Origin of the sequence: Parafrankia colletiae (genome assembly GCF_001854655.1) — a bacterium.
GTDB lineage: Bacteria > Actinomycetota > Actinomycetes > Frankiales > Frankiaceae > Parafrankia > Parafrankia colletiae.
In genome coordinates this window covers 39547-57772 of the sequence record NZ_MBLM01000102.1, presented here as the reverse complement: position 1 = coordinate 57772, position 18226 = coordinate 39547, and the positions used below count along the sequence as shown (strand labels likewise).

The following is an 18226-nucleotide window of genomic DNA, read 5'->3' as shown; positions in this document are numbered from 1 at the left end:
CCCTAGAACCCACTACCGACAGGACGGCGATGCCGGGTAATCCCGGGCAGGGGCGCCATCCGCGACAGACACAGCGCCGGATGGTCCGTAGCATCTACACCTATGAAGGATCAGCCCGGTCCGGGGTACCCCGCGGCGACGGGCGGGACGGAGCCGCCTGAGCGGCGCCCGGCCGAGCGCCCGCAGGGGATGCGGGTCGGGAACGTGCACGGTGTGCCGATCTTCGTCTCGCCGCTGGCCTTCGTCTTCGCCGCGCTGATCACCTCGCTGCTCGTCAGCGCGATCGGCGACCGGCTGCGCGCGGCGACGAGCACCCCCGTCACCGACGGGCACGTGCTCGCGCTGGCCCTGCTGGTGTCGGCGGGGTTCCTCCTGTCGCTGCTCGCGCACGAGATCGGGCATGCGCTGACCGCCCAGTACTTCGGGCTGCGGGTCCGGTCGGTGACGCTGCACGGCTTCGCGGGTTTCACCGAGTTCGAGCCCGAACCGGCCACCCCCGCCCGCGAGTTCCTGATCGCCTTTGCCGGCCCGGCTGTCAACGGTGTCCTCGCCGGCGTCTGCTACCTGGGGCTGCTGGCCGTGCCCGAGCACGGCAGCGTCGGCACGGTGCTGTTCTACCTGGGCTTCACCAACCTGGTGCTGTTCGTGTTCAACCTGGCCCCGGGCCTGCCGCTCGACGGCGGGCGGCTGGTGGTCGCCGCGGTGTGGGCGCTCGGGCGCGACCGGCTGCGTGGGCTGCGGGCCGGCGCCTACGGCGGCTTCGTCGTCGCCGGCGGGTTGGTGGTGTGGGGCTCGATGCCGGGCTCGGGTGGTTTCGGGGTCCTGTACACCTACGTCCTTGCCGGGTTCCTGGCCTTCGGTGCCTACCAGTCGCTGCGGCTCGCGAAGGTCCGGGAGCGGCTGCCCGGGCTGTCCGCGGGCCGGCTCGCCCGCCGCACGCTGCCGGTCGAGGGTGCCGTGCCACTCGGCGAGGCGCTGCGCCGGGCGCAGGAGGTCGGAGCGACGGCGGTCGCGGTGATCGACCGCGGCGGCGTACCCGTCAAGATCATGAACGGGCTGTCGGTGGATGCCATGCCGCCGCACCGCCGGCCGTGGACGACCGTGGACGAGGTCAGCCGCACGATCAGCCCGGGAATGACTCTGCAGGCCGAGCTGGAGGGGGAGGACCTGCTCGCCGCCGTCCAGCGGGTACCCGCCCCGGAGTACCTCGTCGTCCAGCGTGGGCGTCCCGTCGGCGTGCTCGCGATGGTTGATCTCGTGGCGAGGATCGACCCCGCGGCCGCGGCCCGTATGGTCTCATCTCGGTGACGTTGCCCCGCGGCTGAGGCCGCTTCGGCCCGCCCGGCGAACCGACGGCCCGTCCGAGAGCGGCCCGTCGGCCGTCCGCGGGGGCCCGTCCCTGCCGGGGCCCGTCGCTCCTGGCGACCACTGCACCCGAGGAACAGGGCGCGCACCGGCCCGCGGACGAGGTCACGGCAGCGCGCCGAGAGGACATCGCGATCATTACTGACCCGACCAGGCCGTCGACAGCCACGCTCGGCGCCCGTGCCGACCTGGCTCTGAGCGAGCACGCCGCGAGTGATCGTCTGGCGCTGCAGGCGCCCCCCGAGGTCTCCACGCGGCCCGGCCCGGACGCTGTGGCTCCTGAGCCCGTGGTATCCGCCGCTTCTGCGGAACAGGCTGAGCCCGTCGAGCCCGTCGAGCCCGTCGAGCCCGTCGAGCCCGTCGAGCCCGTCGAGCCGGCGTTGCCGGTGGAGTCGGCGGCGGATGTCGAGCCGGTGGGGGCGGTGCCGACAGGCGCCGCTCTTCGCCGCGGGGCTTTTGCCGTCGGCGACCGGGTGCAGCTGACCGACCCCAAGGGACGCCGTCACACGCTCGTGCTGGAGCCTGGGCGACAGTTCCACACGCACCGCGGCGCCGTCCTGCACGACGATCTGCTGGGACGTCCCGAAGGCATCGTCGTCCGCAGCACCGGCGGCACCGACTACCTCGCGCTGCGGCCGTTGCTGTCCGACTTCGTCCTGTCGATGCCGCGCGGCGCCACTGTGGTCTATCCGAAGGACGCTGCGCAGATCGTCATGTACGCGGACGTCTTCCCCGGCGCGCGGGTGCTGGAGGCGGGCGCCGGATCGGGTGCGCTGTCATGCGCGCTGCTGCGCGCCGTCGGGGACGCCGGTGCCCTGGTCTCCTACGAACGCCGGCCCGACTTCGCCGAGGTGGCCCGCCGCAACATCGAGACGTTCTTCGGCGGCCCGCACCCGGCACACACCCTGCACGTCGGTGACCTGGCCGACTCCTCCGAACGGGGCATGGACCGGGTGATTCTCGACATGCTCGCCCCCTGGGACGTCCTCGTCGTGGCCGCCGCGGCGCTCGTTCCCGGTGGGGTGCTGTGCGCCTACGTCGCGACGACCACCCAGCTCTCCCGCACGGTCGAGGCGCTGCGGGAGCACGGCGCCTTCGCCGAGCCGGCGGCCTGGGAGACGATGATGCGGGACTGGCACGTCGAAGGACTGGCGGTGCGTCCCGGCCATCGGATGGTCGGCCACACGGGCTTCCTGGTGACGGCTCGCCGGCTCGCCGACGGGGTGACCGCACCGCCGCGGCGCCGCCGGCCGGCCAAGGGCTCCTACCCGGACGCCGTCGGCGAGCAGCCCGGTGCCACCCAGGCAGGCCCCGCGCAGCCCGGCCCCGGGCCGGAGGACACCGGTCGGGGGAGCCGGGTCGAGGGACCCGGCCAGGAGGACCACCGGGAGGAGTCCGGGGAGCAGACCGGCACCTCCGCCTAGGGCTGTGCCCCCGGCCGAGCGCGCGCCCCGGGTACGGCCGGCGGCGGACCGGTGTTTGCCTGGCGTGGCGGGTGGACAGGTCTGCCGGGTGACCGTGCTCGTCCAGCCCCCGGGGGCCACTACTCCTGCGGGCCGCCCRCCTCCAGAGTGCCGTCCGCGCGCTCGATGTAGATGCAGGTGCCGGGGCACTGCTCGGCGGCGTCGCGGACCTCCGTCAGCAGGGGGAGGGGCACCGGCACGTGGGTTCCGGGATCGGTCTGGAGCTCTCCGCCGGTGTCCTTCACGTACGCGAGCCCGTCGATGTCGAACTCGAACACGGATGGTGCATACTGGACGCACAATCCGTCACCAGTGCAGGAGTCTTGATCGATGCGGACCCGGAGACCAGGCGAATCGCCCGGCTTCATTGGTGTTGCCACAGGGCTCCGATCTTCTGTCACCATGGCACCGTAACCCGCTGTTTACGGCAAAGCCGGGTCGTCCTCGCGCGACTGGCCTGCCAGCGGCTCTGACAAAGGTAGTGTTGGGTGCGTCCCGGTCGGCACGGGGGAGGTGGAGGCGCGGTGTCCGGTCCCCGTTCGGGCTCTGGCTCCGGTGGGAGCACGGGTCGTCCTGGCGACGCCGATTCTCAACGGTCGGCGTCCGAGAAGGAAGTACACGAACTCACGACTCAGGTCACCTTCCTGGAGGAAGAAGTGGCCATGCTGCGGCGGAGACTGTCTGAATCGCCCCGACAGGCGCGTGTCCTGGAGGAGCGGCTGGCGCAGATCCAGGCGGAGCTACAGGCTGCCAACGGTCAGAACGACAGGCTCGTCGCCACCCTTCGGGAGGCGCGTGACCAGATCATCTCGCTGAAGGAGGAGGTCGACCGGCTCGCGCAACCGCCGAGCGGGTACGGCATCTTCCTCCATGGGTACGACGACGGCACGGTCGACGTGTTCACGCAGGGCAGAAAGCTCCGTGTGACGGTGTCGCCGAACGTCGAGGCCAAGCTCCTGCAGCCTGGTCAGGAGGTCATGCTCAACGAGGCGCTCAACGTCGTGGAAGTCCGCGCGTTCGAGCGGCAGGGCGAGATCGTCCTGCTCAAGGAGGTCCTCGAGAGCGGTGACCGGGCGCTGGTGATCGGCCATACCGACGAGGAACGGGTCGTCATGCTGGCCCAGCCACTCCTCGACGGGCCGATCCGGGCAGGCGACTCGCTCCTGGTCGAGACACGGTCGGGCTTCGCCTTCGAGCGGATCCCGAAGTCCGAGGTCGAGGAGCTGGTCCTGGAGGAGGTACCCGACATCGGGTACGAGCAGATCGGCGGGCTCAAGGGTCAGATCGAGTCGATCCGCGACGCCGTCGAGCTGCCGTTCCTCTACAAGGAGCTCTTCCTCGAGCATCAGCTCAAGCCGCCGAAGGGTGTGCTGCTCTACGGCCCGCCCGGCTGCGGTAAGACGCTGATCGCCAAGGCGGTGGCGAACTCCCTGGCCAAGAAGGTCGAGGCACAGACAGGCCAGGGCTCCGGCCGGGCCTTCTTCCTCAACATCAAGGGCCCGGAGCTGCTCAACAAGTACGTCGGCGAGACCGAGCGGCAGATCCGGCTGGTGTTCCAACGGGCGCGCGAGAAGGCGTCCGAGGGGATGCCGGTGATCGTGTTCTTCGACGAGATGGACTCGATCTTCCGGACCCGTGGCTCGGGTGTCTCCTCGGACGTGGAGAACACGATCGTTCCGCAGCTGCTCAGCGAGATCGACGGCGTCGAGCAGCTCGAGAACGTGATCGTGATCGGCGCGTCCAACCGGGAGGACATGATCGACCCGGCGATTCTGCGGCCGGGCCGGCTGGACGTGAAGATCAAGGTGGAGCGTCCGGACGCCGAGGCGGCCAAGGACATCTTCGCCAAGTACGTCCTGCCTGCACTGCCGCTGCACGCCGACGATCTTGCCGAGCACGGCGGCAACCGGGAGGCGACCTGCCAGGGCATGATCCAGCGGGTCGTCGAGCGGATGTACGCCGAGAGCGACGAGAACCGGTTCCTCGAGGTCACCTACGCCAACGGTGACAAGGAGGTCCTGTACTTCAAGGACTTCAACTCCGGAGCCATGATCGAGAACATCGTCGCCCGGGCGAAGAAGATGGCGGTCAAGGATCTCATCGAGAGCGGCGTCCGGGGTCTGCGCATGCAGCATCTCCTGTCGGCGTGCCTGGATGAGTTCAAGGAGAACGAGGACCTGCCCAACACGACAAACCCGGACGACTGGGCCCGGATCTCGGGCAAGAAGGGCGAGCGGATCGTCTACATCCGCACGCTGGTCACCGGGACGAAGGGTACGGAAGCCGGCCGTTCGATCGACACGATCGCGAACACCGGCCAGTACCTGTAGGCGGTACGAGGCCACTGCCGGCCTCGTCCGGCGGACCCACGTGGCGGCCGTCTCGCACCTGCGAGGCGGCCGCCGCGCCGTTTCCGCGCACTGTCCGGCTGCCGCAGACCCGGGCAGTCGGTCGTCGGCTGCCCGCTGTTCTGGTAGCCGGCGGCTGTTCCGACCAGGCCGACCAGGGCGGCCGGGCCGACCAGGGCCGGCGGGCGGCGCCGGCCTGACCCCGACGGCCGTCCACAGAGGCCCGGCGGGGCCGTTCGGCGCGCCCGCCCGAAGTGATGTCCAAGATAATCAACGCTGTTGACCCAGGCTCGCCAGAGAAACGATCATGGAATGGCCGGATCCGGCCATCTGGTCACCCGGCGCGCGGAAGCTCTGAGAACGAAGCGGTACAGGGCTCGGATGACCCGCTCGGCCCCGTCCGGGAGCTTTCCGGCAACAGGGTCGGAGGGACCAAGGGCGGCGTCCGGCCGACCCTGTGGCTCGCCAGCACCTACGCTTGCAGTGTGAGCGTGCGCCGGATCATGGGGTCTGAGACCGAGTACGGCGTGTCCGTGCCTGGTCAGCCCAATACAAACCAGATGCTGGCTTCGTCCTTGGTGGTGAACTCATACGCCAACCGGGCGGCGACCGGGGGAAGCCGAGCCAGATGGGACTTCGAGGAGGAGTCCCCGCTGCGTGACGCCCGCGGCTTCGAGCTGCCCAGGGAACCCGCGGTCGATCCGAGCGCGCCGGCGAACGAGGACGACCTGGGGCTGGCCAACGTCATCCTGACGAACGGCGCACGCCTCTATGTCGACCACGCGCACCCGGAGTTCTCGACTCCGGAGGTGACGAACCCGCGTGACATCGTCCTCTGGGACAAGGCGGGGGAGCGGGTGATGGCCGAGGCGGCCCGCCGGGCGCTCGCCGTTCCCGGGACGATGCCCGTCCACCTCTACAAGAACAACACCGACAACAAGGGTGTCTCCTACGGGTGTCATGAGAACTACCTCATGAACCGGTCGACGCCGTTCGGTGAGATCGTGCGGCACCTGACGCCCTTCTTCGTGTCCCGTCAGGTGATCTGTGGYGCGGGGCGGGTCGGAATCGGTCAGGACGGGCGGGAGTCCGGCTTCCAGATCAGCCAGCGCTCCGACTTCTTCGAGGTCGAGGTGGGCCTCGAGACCACCCTCAAGCGTCCCATCATCAACACGCGGGACGAGCCCCACGCCGACCCGGAGAAGTACCGCCGCCTGCATGTGATCATCGGCGACGCGAACATGAGCGAGATCGCCACCTACCTCAAGGTGGGCACGACCGCGCTGGTGCTCGCGATGATCGAGGAGGGTTGGCTGGAGGTCGACCTGTCGGTGGACGCCCCGGTGGCGACGCTGCGGGCGATCTCCCATGACCCGTCCCTGCGCCGCCTGCTGACGCTGCGGGACGGCCGGAAGATGACGGCCGTCCAGCTACAGATGGAGTATTTCGAGCAGGCCCGCAAGTTCGTGGAGGACCGGCTCGGCACGGATGTCGATCCGCAGACGGCCGATGTTCTCTCCCGGTGGGAATCGGTGCTCGGGCGGCTCGAGGTCGACCCGATGACCTGTTCGCGTGAGCTCGACTGGGTGGCGAAGCTGTCGATCCTGGAGGGTTACCGCTCCCGGGACTCGCTCGCCTGGGACTCGCCCCGGCTGCAGCTCGTCGACCTGCAGTACCACGACGTGCGGCCGGAGAAGGGCCTCTACAACCGCCTGGTGGAGCGTGGCCGCTTCGACCGGCTGCTGGACGAGGACGACGTCACCCGGGCGATGACGGAGCCCCCGGAGGACACCAGGGCCTACTTCCGTGGGCGCTGTCTGGCGCTTTACCCGCAGCAGGTCGCGGCGGCGTCCTGGGATTCGGTCATCTTCGACATCGGCCGGGACTCGCTGCAGCGGGTGCCGACTCTGGAGCCGCTGCGCGGCACCAAGGCCCATGTGGGCGAGCTGCTCGCCCGATGCCGGACCGCCTCTGATCTGGTGGACGCCCTGTCGGGAAACTGACATCGACGGTTCCTCGGTGTGGCATTCCCGGAGTTCACGCCGGAGTGGCGGTTCGTCCGGGGATGGCGGACGGTGCCACTGCGGACCTGCGTGTTTTGCGCCCTCGGCGGACGCCGCGACGTCGTCCCTGGTTCGTGATGGAGTGGAGCACGCACCGGTCCACCGGAAGTAGTCGGCGGAGCGGGATAGTGTCGCCCCAGGCGATCGAAGGAGGCTCCCATGGCCCAGAGGGACACCGGAGGCGGGCAGCAGCGCACCGGCCGCCGCGACGACGAGACGAGCGAGGCCGAGGTCGAGGAATCGACCTCCTCGGACCTGAAGGAAAGGCACGAGAAGCTCTCGGAGGATGTCGACTCCCTGCTCGACGAAATCGATGACGTTCTCGAGGAGAACGCCGAGGAGTTCGTGAAGGGATACGTCCAGAAGGGCGGCCAGTAGGCTCTGGCGTCCTCCGCAGCCGGAGCCGGGCGGCACCGCCTGGCCGGGCCGGCTGTGGCGGGCGTGTGGGGCGTCTGCGGGCCGGCGCGCGCGTGGCACCCGCTCGGATGATCCGGGCGGTGGGTGCCAGCGCGGCTGACCTGCGCGCCCCGGCTGCCGGCCGCTCTGGCCGGTGCTGCAAGGGGGCAGCCCTGGGTCTCGCTGTGGCCCCGCGCCGGACGGGGCGGGGCCACAGTCACACCGACGGCCCGGCGCGTGGCATCACGTGGCATGTTGTGCGTCACCCGCAGCATGGGGCTTGGGCCTCCAGGACCATCCCGCGCTGCCAGTCGATGATCGAGTATCTGAAGGGGGATGCGTGCCTGATCCAACGGGAGTCGGGCGTCTTCCGGCTGTGTTCATGACACCGGGAACGTCGTCGTTCGCCGATTTCCTGTCCGTCGCGGCGCCGGATCTGCTTCCGGGCGCCCGGGGCTCGTTGCCCGCTCCGGTGACCGACGCTGCGCACGGCACCACCATCGTTGCCGTGACCTTCCCCGGTGGCGTGATCATGGCCGGCGACCGCCGTGCCACGCAGGGTCACATGATCGCCCAGCGGGACGTCGAGAAGGTCCACCACGCGGACGAGTTCTCCTGCGTGGGCTACGCCGGCACGGCCGGGGTGGGCGCCGAGCTGATCCGCCTGTTCCAGGTGGAGCTGGAGCACTACGAGAAGATCGAGGGCTCGACCCTGAGCCTGGACGCGAAGGCCAACCGGCTCGCGTTCATGGTCAAGGGGAACCTGCCGATGGCGATGCAGGGCCTGGCCGTCATTCCGCTGTTCGCCGGGTTCGACACCGAGACCGGCCAGGGGCGGATCTTCTCCTACGACATCGCCGCCGCGAAGTCCGAGGAGCGCACCTACGAGTCGATCGGGTCCGGCTCGGTCTTCGCCCGTGGCTCGCTCAAGAAGCGCTTCCGGTCGAACCACACCGCGGATGACGCGGTGCGGATCAGTATCGAGGCGCTCTACGACGCCGCCGACGACGACTCGGCGACCGGTGGCCCGGACCTCATCCGCAAGCTGTACCCGATCGTCGCCTCGGTGACCGCGGACGGATACCGTCGCCTCACCGATGACGAGGTCGCGCCGGTGGTCGAGTCGATCATCGCCGACCGCGCCCAGAACTCAGGAGGCTGACGTGACCATGCCGTTCGGCTACGCAAGCCCCGAACAGCAGGTCCGGGACAAGTCCGAGTACGCGCGCAAGGGCATCGCGCGCGGTCGGAGCGTGGTCGTCCTCACCTACGTCGACGGCATCCTGTTCGTCGCCGAGAACCCGTCGACGACCCTGCACAAGATCAGCGAGATGTACGACCGTGTCGGGTTCGCCGCGGTCGGCAAGTACAACGAGTTCGAGAACCTCCGTACCGCCGGAATCCGGATCATGGACACCCGCGGCTACATGTACGACCGGAGGGACGTCACGAGCCGTGCGCTGGCCAACGCCTACGCGCAGACGCTCGGTGCGATCTTCACCGAGAGCATCAAGCCGTACGAGGTCGAGATCGTCGTCGCCGAGGTCGGCCACAGCGCGACCGAGGACCAGATCTACCGGCTCACCTACGACGGCTCGATCGCCGACGAGCGCGGCTTCATCGCCATCGGCGGGCAGTCCGAGCAGGTGATGACCTCCCTGCGGGAGCACCACGTGGAGGGCCAGCCGCTGTCGGCCGCCCTGCGGGTGGCGGTCGACGCGCTGACCGCCGGCGCACCCCCCGGCTCGCCGCCGAACGGGGAGCGGACCCTTACCGCGGCGAATCTCGAGGTCGCCATGCTGGACCGCACGCGGACCCGGCGGATGTTCAAGCGGATCGTCGGCAGCCAGCTCGACGGCCTGCTCACGGAGACGGCGCCCGCCGCCTCCTGACCCTGCCAGGTGGCGGCCGGAGCCGTTCTGTGGCCTCTCCGCCTGGCTGCTGGGCCTGCTGCTCGCAGGCCTGCCGGCCAGGCGGAGGGCGCTACGGGTGCCTACCAGCGCCTACCGGTGCCGGCCGTGCCGCTCCCGGTCGGCATACAGCTGTCGCTGCTCCTTGTGGACACGCTTCCATTGCGCCCGCTGGTCGGCAGCCAGCCGGGCGTCCTCCCTGGTCCGCATCCAGCGGCTCTCCCGCTGCAGCTTCCGGTAGCTTGCCAGCCGCCGTTCGGGCAGCGTGCCGTCCTCGACTGCGGCCAGTACGGCGCACCCGGGTTCGGTGCGATGCTCGCAGTCGGTGAACCGGCAGGTGGCCGCGAGGTCGACGATCTCGGCGAACGCCGTGTCGACCCCGTCACCGGACCCCCACAGCCCGATACCGCGGACGCCGGGCGTGTCGATCAGTACACCCCCGGACGGCAGCGGGATGAGTTCCCGCCGGACGGTGGTGTGCCGGCCCTTCCCGTCGCTGCCGCGAACGGCCCCGACCGCGAGCCGGTCGGCTCCGGCCAGGGCGTTGGCGAGGGTGGACTTACCCACCCCGGACGGTCCGACGAGCACGGTGGTCCGCCCGCCCGGTGACGAACCGGCCAGCTCGTCACGCAGCTCGTCCATGCCGCGGCCGTCCTGGGCACTGACGGTGCGGACGCCGACGCCCGGGGCGAGCGACGCCAGCGCGGTGTGCCAGAACGGATCCGGCCCGGCGGTGGTGTGCCCCGCCGGCGCCAGGTCGGCCTTGGTCAGGACGATCAGCGGTATGGCGCCGCTCTCCCACGCCAGCGCGACCAGCCGTTCCAGACGGGCCGGCCGTAGCGGTTCGGTGAGTGCGGCCACGACCAGCACGAGGTCGACGTTCGCGGCGAGGACCTGCCCGGTGGAGCGGCGCGACGCGGTGGACCGGACGAGTGCACTGCGCCGGGGGAGCACCTCCATGACCATCGGCCCGGCTGGGCCGATGCCCGCGTCGGGTACTGCCGCGCCCAGGGCCGTGGCCGTTTCCAGGAGGGTGGCCGAGCCCACGGCGACCCAGTCGCCGGTGCAGGGGGAACTGACCGGGTCGGCTGGGATCGCCCGATCGATCTCGGCGAAGCGTGGGCCGTGCTCGGTGATCAGTTCGCAACGGCCCCGGTCACGCCGGACCACCCGGGCCGGCGACAGCCCGGCCTGCCGTCGCGGCGCGAAGGCGGCCTCGTCGGCCGCGGTCCAGCCGTGGCGGCCGAGCGTCGCAGGTATCTCCGGCGCGCCAGGGCGGGCGGGTGCCGCGGACGGCGATGTTGATGCGGGAGAAGACGGTTCTGAACGGTGAGAAGACACTGGGAGACCCTTGGTTCGGGGCCTCCTGGGACCTCTCCACCCGTGGAGTCCGCGCCGCGGGCCGCACCTGGCTGGTGGTGGCGGGCGGGTGACGGGGCAGTGAGGTCAGGCGGAGGCCCTGCTGATGGGACGGAACGAGTCAGCGGGAACAGACACAGTCCGCGTGGCCATGGCCACCTCTCCTGGATGTCGTCTCAGACGTTGGTCGATGTTTCTGTCTGCCGCGGGGGCCGCCGCCGGAACCTTGCGGTCCGTGGGCGCGGGCTGATCCGGTGCGACGGGGCGGGACGCTACCGCCTCGTCCCGCCCCGGCCAACCGGTTTTCCGGGCCGGGCCGAGCTCATCCGGGCCCGCCGAACGGCCGCCGAACGGCCGCGACGGCCGTTGGTGAGTCAGGCCCGGCACCGGTCGTTCAGCACGCGTACCGGTCGGCTCGCACGTACGCCGCTGGTCAGGATGGGCGCAGGCGCTCGTCCAGGAAGGCAAGGGTGCGCTTCCAGGCGTCGGCCGCGGGTCCCGGGCGGTAGATGGCGGGCCGGTCGTGGCTGTGGAAGGCGTGGCCGGCCCCGGGATAGCTGATGAGCTCGGTCAGCTGGTCCGAACGGGCGGCGGCGGAGCGCAGACGGTCGATGTCCGCCAGCGAGATCATGGTGTCCTCCTCGCCGTACAGCCCGAGCCAGGGGCTCTGCAGCGATGGTGCGACGTCGAGGAGCGGGGGGACCCCGGGCCAGGTGGCGGAGCTGACCGAACCGCCGTAGAACGACACTGCTGCGGCCAGCGRTCTGCGGGTGGCCGTCACCAGCGCGACCGTCCCGCCCATGCAGAAGCCGATGACGGCGGTCTGCCCCGGGCCGATGCCGGCGTCCGCCAGGTGGCCGAGGCTGTCGTCGACATCGGCGTGGATGCCTGCGCCGGTCAGGGTGCCCATCTGGGGGATGGCGCCGGCCCAGGAGTCGCTCGGGTCGACCTCGGCGATGCCGTCCCGGTGGTACAGGTGCGGGGCGATCGCGAGGTAGCCCGCGTCGGCCAGGGCATCACTGACGGAGAGCAGGTAGGGAGTGATCCCGCGGGCGTCCTGGACGACCACGACGCCGCCGCGGGGCGGGTCGTCGGCGGCGGGGGCGATCACCGTCGCCGGGGTGCGGTCCCGGGCCGACACCTCGGTGCGCAGGTGACGAGCGTGCTTTTCGTTGGCCTCTGCTGTCATGACGGCCATCCTTCCCCCGCGCCGGGGAGCGCATCACCATCCGGGCGAATGTTCGCGTGCCGACCTGTCACCGAGCTCCCCGGGCCGGTCCGGGCCATGTCCGGGCGTCGCCTTCCTGGCACGTCCGGGTCGCTCCAGCAGGACGAGCGGCCCGGTCCGCCGTCCTGTTCACCCCGGTGCCGACGCCGTCGGGGGCGATGCGGGCGATAGGCCCGGACGGGGGGTCTCACCCGGACACGCCGCCGTCGGGTCCCCAGCCGGCGGTGGTGCCCCGACCTGCGCGACGCTGCGTGGCAGTCGCCATGTGCGCTCGGGTTGCGACACTCCGTGGCGTCCAGATGGGGATCGTGATCGGGGGCCAGTCGTAGGGGAGGGCCGATGATGCTGACGGCGGAGCGCGGGCGATGGCCACGCCGGCGAACGAATGGCGGCGGAGGCGGCGCGGGGAGAGCCGGCTCCGGCGCTGTCGGGAGCGGGCCCTCCGCGGGCCCCCCACCGGCCCCGGACGGGTCGTCGGACCTGGGCGGGGGATCGGGCYTGGGCGGAGGATCGCGCATCCCGCACCAGGTGATCGCGGCCCGTCAGGCGGGGATCATCGTCGCCGGGATGGCGGTCCTGCTCGGGCTGGTCGTCTGCCTCTACGGCTCGACKGTCACCTCGGTGCGCCCCCGCGGGCTGCCGGTGGTCGTCGCCGGCCCTGAGCAGCCGGCCAGGGCCTTCGCCGCCGAGGTCGAGCGGATATCGCCCGGGGCGATGGACATCGGCGTCGTCGCGGACGTCGCGGCGGCCGACCGTGCGCTGAAGGACCGCGAGGCCTACGCGGCCTTCGTCTTCACCGATGACGGTCTGTCCCTGCGGCTGGCCTCCGCGGCCAGCCCCGCCGTCGCCGAGGCGCTGGTCCGTGGCATGGCGATTACCTACCCCGACGTGCGCATCCCGGTCGTCGACGTCGTCCCCAACGTGGTGGCGGACCGCCAGGGCGGCGGGGTGTCGGCGGGTTACCTGCCGCTGGTGCTGATCGCCACGGCGGCCGGTGTGCTGCTGGCGCGCCGGGTGCGGTCGACCCAGGAACGCCTCGTCGGTCTGCTCTGCTTCATGGTCGCCGGCGGTGTCGCCGGCACGGTGGCGTTGAGCGGTGGGCTCGATGTGCTGCCCGACAACGCTCTGCGGTGCATGGTCGTGCTCGCGGTGGTGACCGCGGCGGTGACGGCACCGGTGCTGGGGCTGGGTGCCGTGGCCGGTGCGCGCGGCCTCGTGGCCGCGGTCGCCGTCGCCGTGCTGGGCGCGGCGCTCTCCGGGGCGTCGTCCGCGCCGGAGATGCTGCCGACGCCGTGGGGCGGCCTCGGTCAGCTGCTGCCGCCCGGGGCGGGGGTGACCCTGACGCGGTCCACCCTGTACTTCGACGGGGCCGGTGGCGGCCGCGCCGCCGCGGTGCTGGCGATCTGGGCGGTCGCCGGGATCACGCTGCTGATCATCGGCCGGGGCCGCAGCCGCCCGGTGGCCGTGGCCGTACCCGCTCAGCAGGCCGCGGGCGTGGGTGATTCCGGTGTCGCGGAGGCGGGGGCGCCGCCCCATACCGGGCGGATCGCACGCCCCCGAGAGGGTGGACTCGGGATCAGCCCTGGCGTCTCGCCACGCGAGGAGGGCTTCCGAGCATAGGGTCGGTCTCGTGGATCGCCGCATTTTCGGCCTGGAAAACGAGTACGGCGTCACCTGCGTGTTCCGGGGGCAGCGGCGGCTGTCACCAGACGAGGTGGCTCGGTACCTGTTTCGGCGTGTCRTGTCCTGGGGGCGTAGCAGCAACGTCTTCCTGAAGAAYGGCGCGCGTCTCTACCTGGACGTCGGGAGCCATCCGGAGTACGCGACGCCGGAGTGCGATTCGGTGCCCGACCTGGTGACGCACGACAAGGCGGGCGAGCGCATCCTGGAGGGCCTGCTCGTCGAGGCCGAGCGCAGGCTCCGGGAAGAGGGCATCGCAGGCGACATCCACCTGTTCAAGAACAACACCGACTCGGCCGGGAACAGCTACGGCTGCCACGAGAACTACCTCGTGGGCCGGCACGGCGAGTTCAGCCGGCTGGCGGACGTGCTCGTGCCGTTCCTGGTCAGCCGCCAGATCCTGTGCGGCGCGGGGAAGGTGCTGCAGACCCCGCGCGGAGCGGTCTACTGCATCTCCCAGCGTGCCGAGCACATCTGGGAGTCGGTGTCGTCGGCGACGACCCGGTCGCGGCCGATCATCAACACGCGGGACGAGCCGCACGCCGACGCCGAGCGTTTCCGGCGTCTGCACGTCATCGTCGGTGACTCGAACATGAGCGAGACGACGATGCTGCTCAAGCTGGGCTCGACCGACCTCGTGCTGCGCATGATCGAAGCTGGCGTGGTGCTGCGGGACATGTCGCTGGAGAACCCGATCCGGGCCATCCGCGAGGTCTCCCACGACATGACCTGCCAGCGTCGCATCAAGCTCGCGAACGGCCGGGAGGTGAGCGCGCTGGACATCCAGCGCGAGTACTACACGAAGGCCGTCGAGTTCGTGGATCGGCGCGGCGGGGACGCGGTGGCGAAGCGGGTCCTCGACCTGTGGGGCCGCACGCTGCTGGCGATCGAGACCGAGGACCTGGAGCTGGTCGCACGGGAGATCGACTGGGTCACCAAGTACGTCCTGATCGACCGGTTCCGGCATCGCCACGGGCTGTCGCTGGCGTCACCGCGGGTGGCCGAGCTCGACCTGAAGTACCACGACATCCACCGCGACCGTGGCCTGTACTACCGGATGGAACGCGCCGGCCTGGTCGAGCGGGTGTCGCGCGACCTCGACATCTTCGAGGCCAAGTCACTGCCGCCGCAGACCACCCGGGCGCGGCTGCGCGGGGAGTTCATCAAGCGGGCGCAGGAGAAGCGGCGCGACTTCACCGTGGACTGGGTCCATCTGAAGCTCAACGACCAGGCGCAGCGCACCGTTCTGTGCAAGGACCCGTTCCGCTCGGTCGACGACCGTGTCGACAAGCTGATCGCGAGCATGTAGCGGCCCGCTCGCAGGAGCGCGGGACGGGACGTCGCCCGCGTCTGGCGAACGGATGGGGCGTCGCGTCGCCGGGGCGGTGTCGGGTGCCCGGGGAGTGCGGCGGTGTCCCGGACGGTGCGGTGGTGTCCCGGGAGATGTCCGCTGTGTGGTCCTCTACAGTCGGTCTGCACTGGCTCGTCGAGAGCGTGACGCCGGCGTCGCGGCCGCGCCGGCCGTCGTGACGGCGTCGCGCGCAACCAGAGGATCTCAGTTTCCGTGACCTGTATCTCCCGTGGTGTCACCGCCCGTCATCGTCGCCGGCTGGTCGGCCTGGCTCTGCCCGCCGTACTCCTGGTGCCGCTTGCCGCCTGCTCCTCGTCGGACGCTCCCGACGGCACCGCCGCCGCGCCCGTGCCCAGCGCGGCGGCCCAGGCCTCGCAGGTCGGCACCCCGCCGGCGGTGCAGAACGCCACCGATCTCACCCGCAAGCCGATCGCCGCGGCGGGCAACGGCCTCGCGCCTCCGACGCTGGTCACCCAGGATCTGGTGACCGGCGACGGGGCTGTGGCGGGCGACACCAGCACCGTGACCATCCAGTACGTCGGCACGATCTGGAAGACCGGCAAGCAGTTCGACGCCAGCTGGGACCGGGGTGCTCCCGACTCGTTCCCCCTCCTGAACACCATCACCGGCTTCGGCCAGGGCATCAGCGGGATGAAGGAGGGCGGGCGCCGGCTGATCGTGATCCCGCCGGAGCTGGGTTACGGCCCGCAGGGCGGACAGCCGCCGCTGATCCTCGCCGACGACTCGCTGGTGTTCGTCGTCGACCTGCTCGAGGTCGGTGGTGGCCAGAGCGGCAGCGGCCAGAGCGGTGGTCAGAGTGGCGGTCAGAGTGGCGGCGCCGCGGGGGGTGCGGAATCCCCTGCCGGATCGCTCTGAATATCCGCTTTCTGGTGTCGCGGCAGGCAGGGCCGGTTACCGCGTTCACAGCGAGTGCGGCTAGCCTGATCCGATGTGTCCCGCCGACGGCTGGAGCGTCTGCTCAACCTGACGATGTGCCTCATGGCCACATCGCGCTTCCTCACCGTGTCCCAGATCGGGGAGATGGTGGAAGGCTACGAGCCGGGGGAGTCCGAGGACTCCCAGGAGGCCTTCCGTCGGATGTTCGAACGGGACAAGCAGTACCTGCGTGAACTCGGCATCCCGGTCGAGGTCGGGTCGGATTCCGCGTTCAGTGACGAGCAGGGCTACCGGATCCCCCGGGGCGACTACGCCCTCGGAGAGATCGCGCTCGACCCGGACGAGTTCGCGGTGCTGGCACTGGCGGCCTCGCTGTGGTCCACCGAGACCCTGGCCGCGCCGGCGGCGAGCGCGCTGCGCAAGCTCGCCGCCGCCGGCGCGCCGGTGCGTCCGGTGGCGCTCGGCGGGCCGGATCCCCTCGTGGTCTCCTCCGGTGCGGAGGGCTTCGACGGGTTCGAGCCCCGTGTCGACGCGACCGAGCCGGCCTTCGAGGCCGCGCTTGCCGCGGTGCAGGCGGGCCGCGAGGTCTGCTTCCCGTACCGCCGCCCCGGGCAGACCGAGGACACCGAACGGCACGTGCAGCCCTGGGGCGTGCTGTCCTGGCGTGGGCGCTGGTACCTGGTGGGCCATGACCTGCGGCGGGAGGCGCCACGGGTGTTCCGGCTGTCCCGGGTGACGGGTCCGGTACGGGAGGTCGGCCCCGCCGGGGCCTTCACCGTCCCGCCGGATGTCGACCTGCGGGCGATGATCTCCGCCACGGAGCCTGCCGAGGCCCGCGTGACGGCAGTGCTGTGGGTGCGGCGCGGCTGTGGGCACGCGCTGCGACGGTGGGCCCGGCCGGTGGCCGACCCCGGCCGGTTCGCGTCGGCCGCTCCCACCACCACGGCGTCCGCCACCACGCCCGGCCGGTCCGGTGACGGCGACCTGCTCGAGGTCGACTTCTCCGACCTCGAGCGCTTCGCTCGCTGGGTCGTCGGCTACGGCCCCGACGTGACCGTGCTGGAGCCGGCCGACCTGCGCCAGGAGGTCGTCCGCAGGCTGCGGGCCACCGTCGCCGCGACTGCGCCCGGCGCCGCTGTCAGGTCAGGCCAGCCGGCGCGGGCCGGCCACGGTGGCGCGCTGGCCGGGTCCGGGCCCCGATGAGCGGGTCGGTGGACCGTCTCAGCCGGCTGCTGGCGCTGGTTCCCTGGCTGCGGGCACACCCGGGGGTATCGCTGGGGGCAGCCGCCGCCGAGTTCGGCATCACGGTCCGGCAGCTGCGCGCTGACCTCGACCTGCTGTTCGTCTGCGGGCTGCCGGGAGGTGCGCCCGGCGACCTGATCGACGTGAGCTACTCGGGTGACCAGGTCACCGTCGTCGACCCGCAGACCCTCGACCGCCCGCTGCGGCTGACCGCGGACGAGGCCATGGCGCTGCTCGTCGCCGCCCGCGCGCTGACCGACATCCAGGGCCTGGCCGGTCGGGAGGCGCTGGACCGCGCGCTGCGCAAGGTCGAGGACGCCGTCGGCCACGAGTCGGCGCGGCACGTGCGGGTCGCACTCGACGCTCACGACGAGGTGCTGGCCGTGCTGCAGGGGGCCATCCGGGAACGGCGGCGGGTGCGGTTGCGCTACCTGGTGTGGGCCCGGGACGAGATGACCGAGCGGGACGTCGACCCGATGCGGGTGCTGGTCCGTGGTGGCTACTGGTACCTGGAGGGCTGGTGCCACCGGGCCGCGGCGGTGCGGCTCTTCCGCCTCGACCGGATCGACGGCCGGGACGGTGTGACGGTGCTGGACGTGTCCGCGCAGCCGCCACCGGACGCCACGCCCCGCGACACCGCCGAGGGGGTCTACCAGCCGGGGCCGGACGACATTCCCGYCCGCCTCGACCTGGATCCGCGGGCCCGCTGGGTCGTCGACTACTACCCGGTGTCGGATGTACGGGAGCTGCCCGACGGAGGGGTCTCCGTACTGCTCCGGGTAGCCGACCTCGCGTGGCTGAACCGCCTGGTCCTGGGCCTGGGGCAGCTGGTGCGCAGGGTGGAGCCGGCCTCGGTGGCCGCGAGCGTCCACGATCTGGCGGCCCGCGCGCTCGCCGGTTATCCCGAGAGCTCGTAAGGTGACC

15 protein-coding genes are annotated in these 18226 nt (G+C 71.4%); 12 read left to right on the top strand and 3 right to left on the bottom strand.

The window, feature by feature from the left end; translation table 11 throughout:
• Positions 1-102: 102 nt before the first annotated feature.
• Together CC117_RS10480 and CC117_RS10475 are read left to right on the top strand one after the other, a co-directional pair.
• Complete coding sequence (locus tag CC117_RS10480; protein WP_071083540.1) at positions 103-1308, top strand: site-2 protease family protein; 1206 nt, start codon at positions 103-105, stop codon at positions 1306-1308.
• A 443-nt stretch (positions 1309-1751) separates the two neighbouring features.
• On the top strand, positions 1752-2789 hold the full coding sequence (locus CC117_RS10475) for a tRNA (adenine-N1)-methyltransferase (RefSeq protein WP_084131913.1): 1038 nt from the start codon (positions 1752-1754) through the stop codon (positions 2787-2789).
• 119 nt (positions 2790-2908) lie between these two features.
• Here CC117_RS10475 and CC117_RS38860 read toward each other — a convergent pair whose 3' ends face one another.
• Entirely contained in the window at positions 2909-3232 is a 324-nt protein-coding gene (locus CC117_RS38860) for a ferredoxin (protein ID WP_084131899.1), read from the bottom strand.
• 120 nt (positions 3233-3352) lie between these two features.
• On the opposite strand from CC117_RS38860, the gene arc reads away from it, so the two are divergent.
• From arc to prcA, 5 genes are all read left to right on the top strand, one after another.
• Positions 3353-5158 carry a proteasome ATPase gene (arc, locus tag CC117_RS10465; RefSeq protein ID WP_071083538.1) on the top strand — a complete coding sequence of 602 codons (1806 nt, stop codon included), beginning with the start codon at positions 3353-3355 and terminating at the stop codon, positions 5156-5158.
• Positions 5159-5661: 503 nt separating this feature from the next.
• Positions 5662-7179 (top strand): depupylase/deamidase Dop, encoded by a 1518-nt coding sequence (gene dop, locus CC117_RS10460; protein ID WP_407673500.1) that lies wholly within the window; start codon positions 5662-5664, stop codon positions 7177-7179.
• 219 nt (positions 7180-7398) lie between these two features.
• On the top strand, positions 7399-7617 hold the full coding sequence (locus CC117_RS10455) for a ubiquitin-like protein Pup (protein ID WP_018635708.1): 219 nt from the start codon (positions 7399-7401) through the stop codon (positions 7615-7617).
• 358 nt (positions 7618-7975) lie between these two features.
• The gene (gene prcB / locus CC117_RS10450) at positions 7976-8797 is read left to right on the top strand and encodes a proteasome subunit beta (protein ID WP_241829988.1); all 822 of its coding nucleotides are present in this window, start codon (positions 7976-7978) and stop codon (positions 8795-8797) included.
• 1 nt (position 8798) lies between these two features.
• Positions 8799-9527, top strand: coding sequence for a proteasome subunit alpha (gene prcA / locus CC117_RS10445; protein WP_071083535.1), 729 nt, complete (start codon positions 8799-8801; stop codon positions 9525-9527).
• A 111-nt stretch (positions 9528-9638) separates the two neighbouring features.
• Here prcA and rsgA read toward each other — a convergent pair whose 3' ends face one another.
• Both rsgA and CC117_RS10435 read right to left on the bottom strand, forming a co-directional pair.
• Entirely contained in the window at positions 9639-10886 is a 1248-nt protein-coding gene (rsgA, locus tag CC117_RS10440) for a ribosome small subunit-dependent GTPase A (protein ID WP_071083534.1), read from the bottom strand.
• Positions 10887-11337: 451 nt separating this feature from the next.
• A complete protein-coding gene (locus CC117_RS10435; protein WP_084131897.1) occupies positions 11338-12093 on the bottom strand; it encodes a dienelactone hydrolase family protein in 756 nt (251 codons plus the stop codon).
• Positions 12094-12660: 567 nt separating this feature from the next.
• Here CC117_RS10435 and CC117_RS10430 point away from each other — a divergent pair.
• The 5 genes from CC117_RS10430 (at position 12661) to CC117_RS10410 (ending at position 18219) form a co-directional block, all read left to right on the top strand.
• Positions 12661-13752: a hypothetical protein gene (locus tag CC117_RS10430; protein WP_071083532.1), complete on the top strand. Its 1092-nt coding sequence runs from the start codon at positions 12661-12663 to the stop codon at positions 13750-13752.
• Positions 13753-13762: 10 nt separating this feature from the next.
• Complete coding sequence (gene pafA / locus CC117_RS10425) at positions 13763-15121, top strand: Pup--protein ligase (RefSeq protein ID WP_071083531.1); 1359 nt, start codon at positions 13763-13765, stop codon at positions 15119-15121.
• A gap of 255 nt (positions 15122-15376) precedes the next feature.
• Entirely contained in the window at positions 15377-16039 is a 663-nt protein-coding gene (locus CC117_RS10420; protein WP_071083530.1) for an FKBP-type peptidyl-prolyl cis-trans isomerase, read from the top strand.
• Between the two features lie 123 nt (positions 16040-16162).
• On the top strand, positions 16163-17263 hold the full coding sequence (locus tag CC117_RS10415; RefSeq protein WP_241829987.1) for a helix-turn-helix transcriptional regulator: 1101 nt from the start codon (positions 16163-16165) through the stop codon (positions 17261-17263).
• Positions 17260-18219, top strand: coding sequence for a helix-turn-helix transcriptional regulator (locus tag CC117_RS10410; protein WP_071083528.1), 960 nt, complete (start codon positions 17260-17262; stop codon positions 18217-18219). The genes CC117_RS10415 and CC117_RS10410 overlap by 4 nt, the downstream gene beginning before the upstream one ends.
• Positions 18220-18226 lie beyond the last annotated feature (7 nt).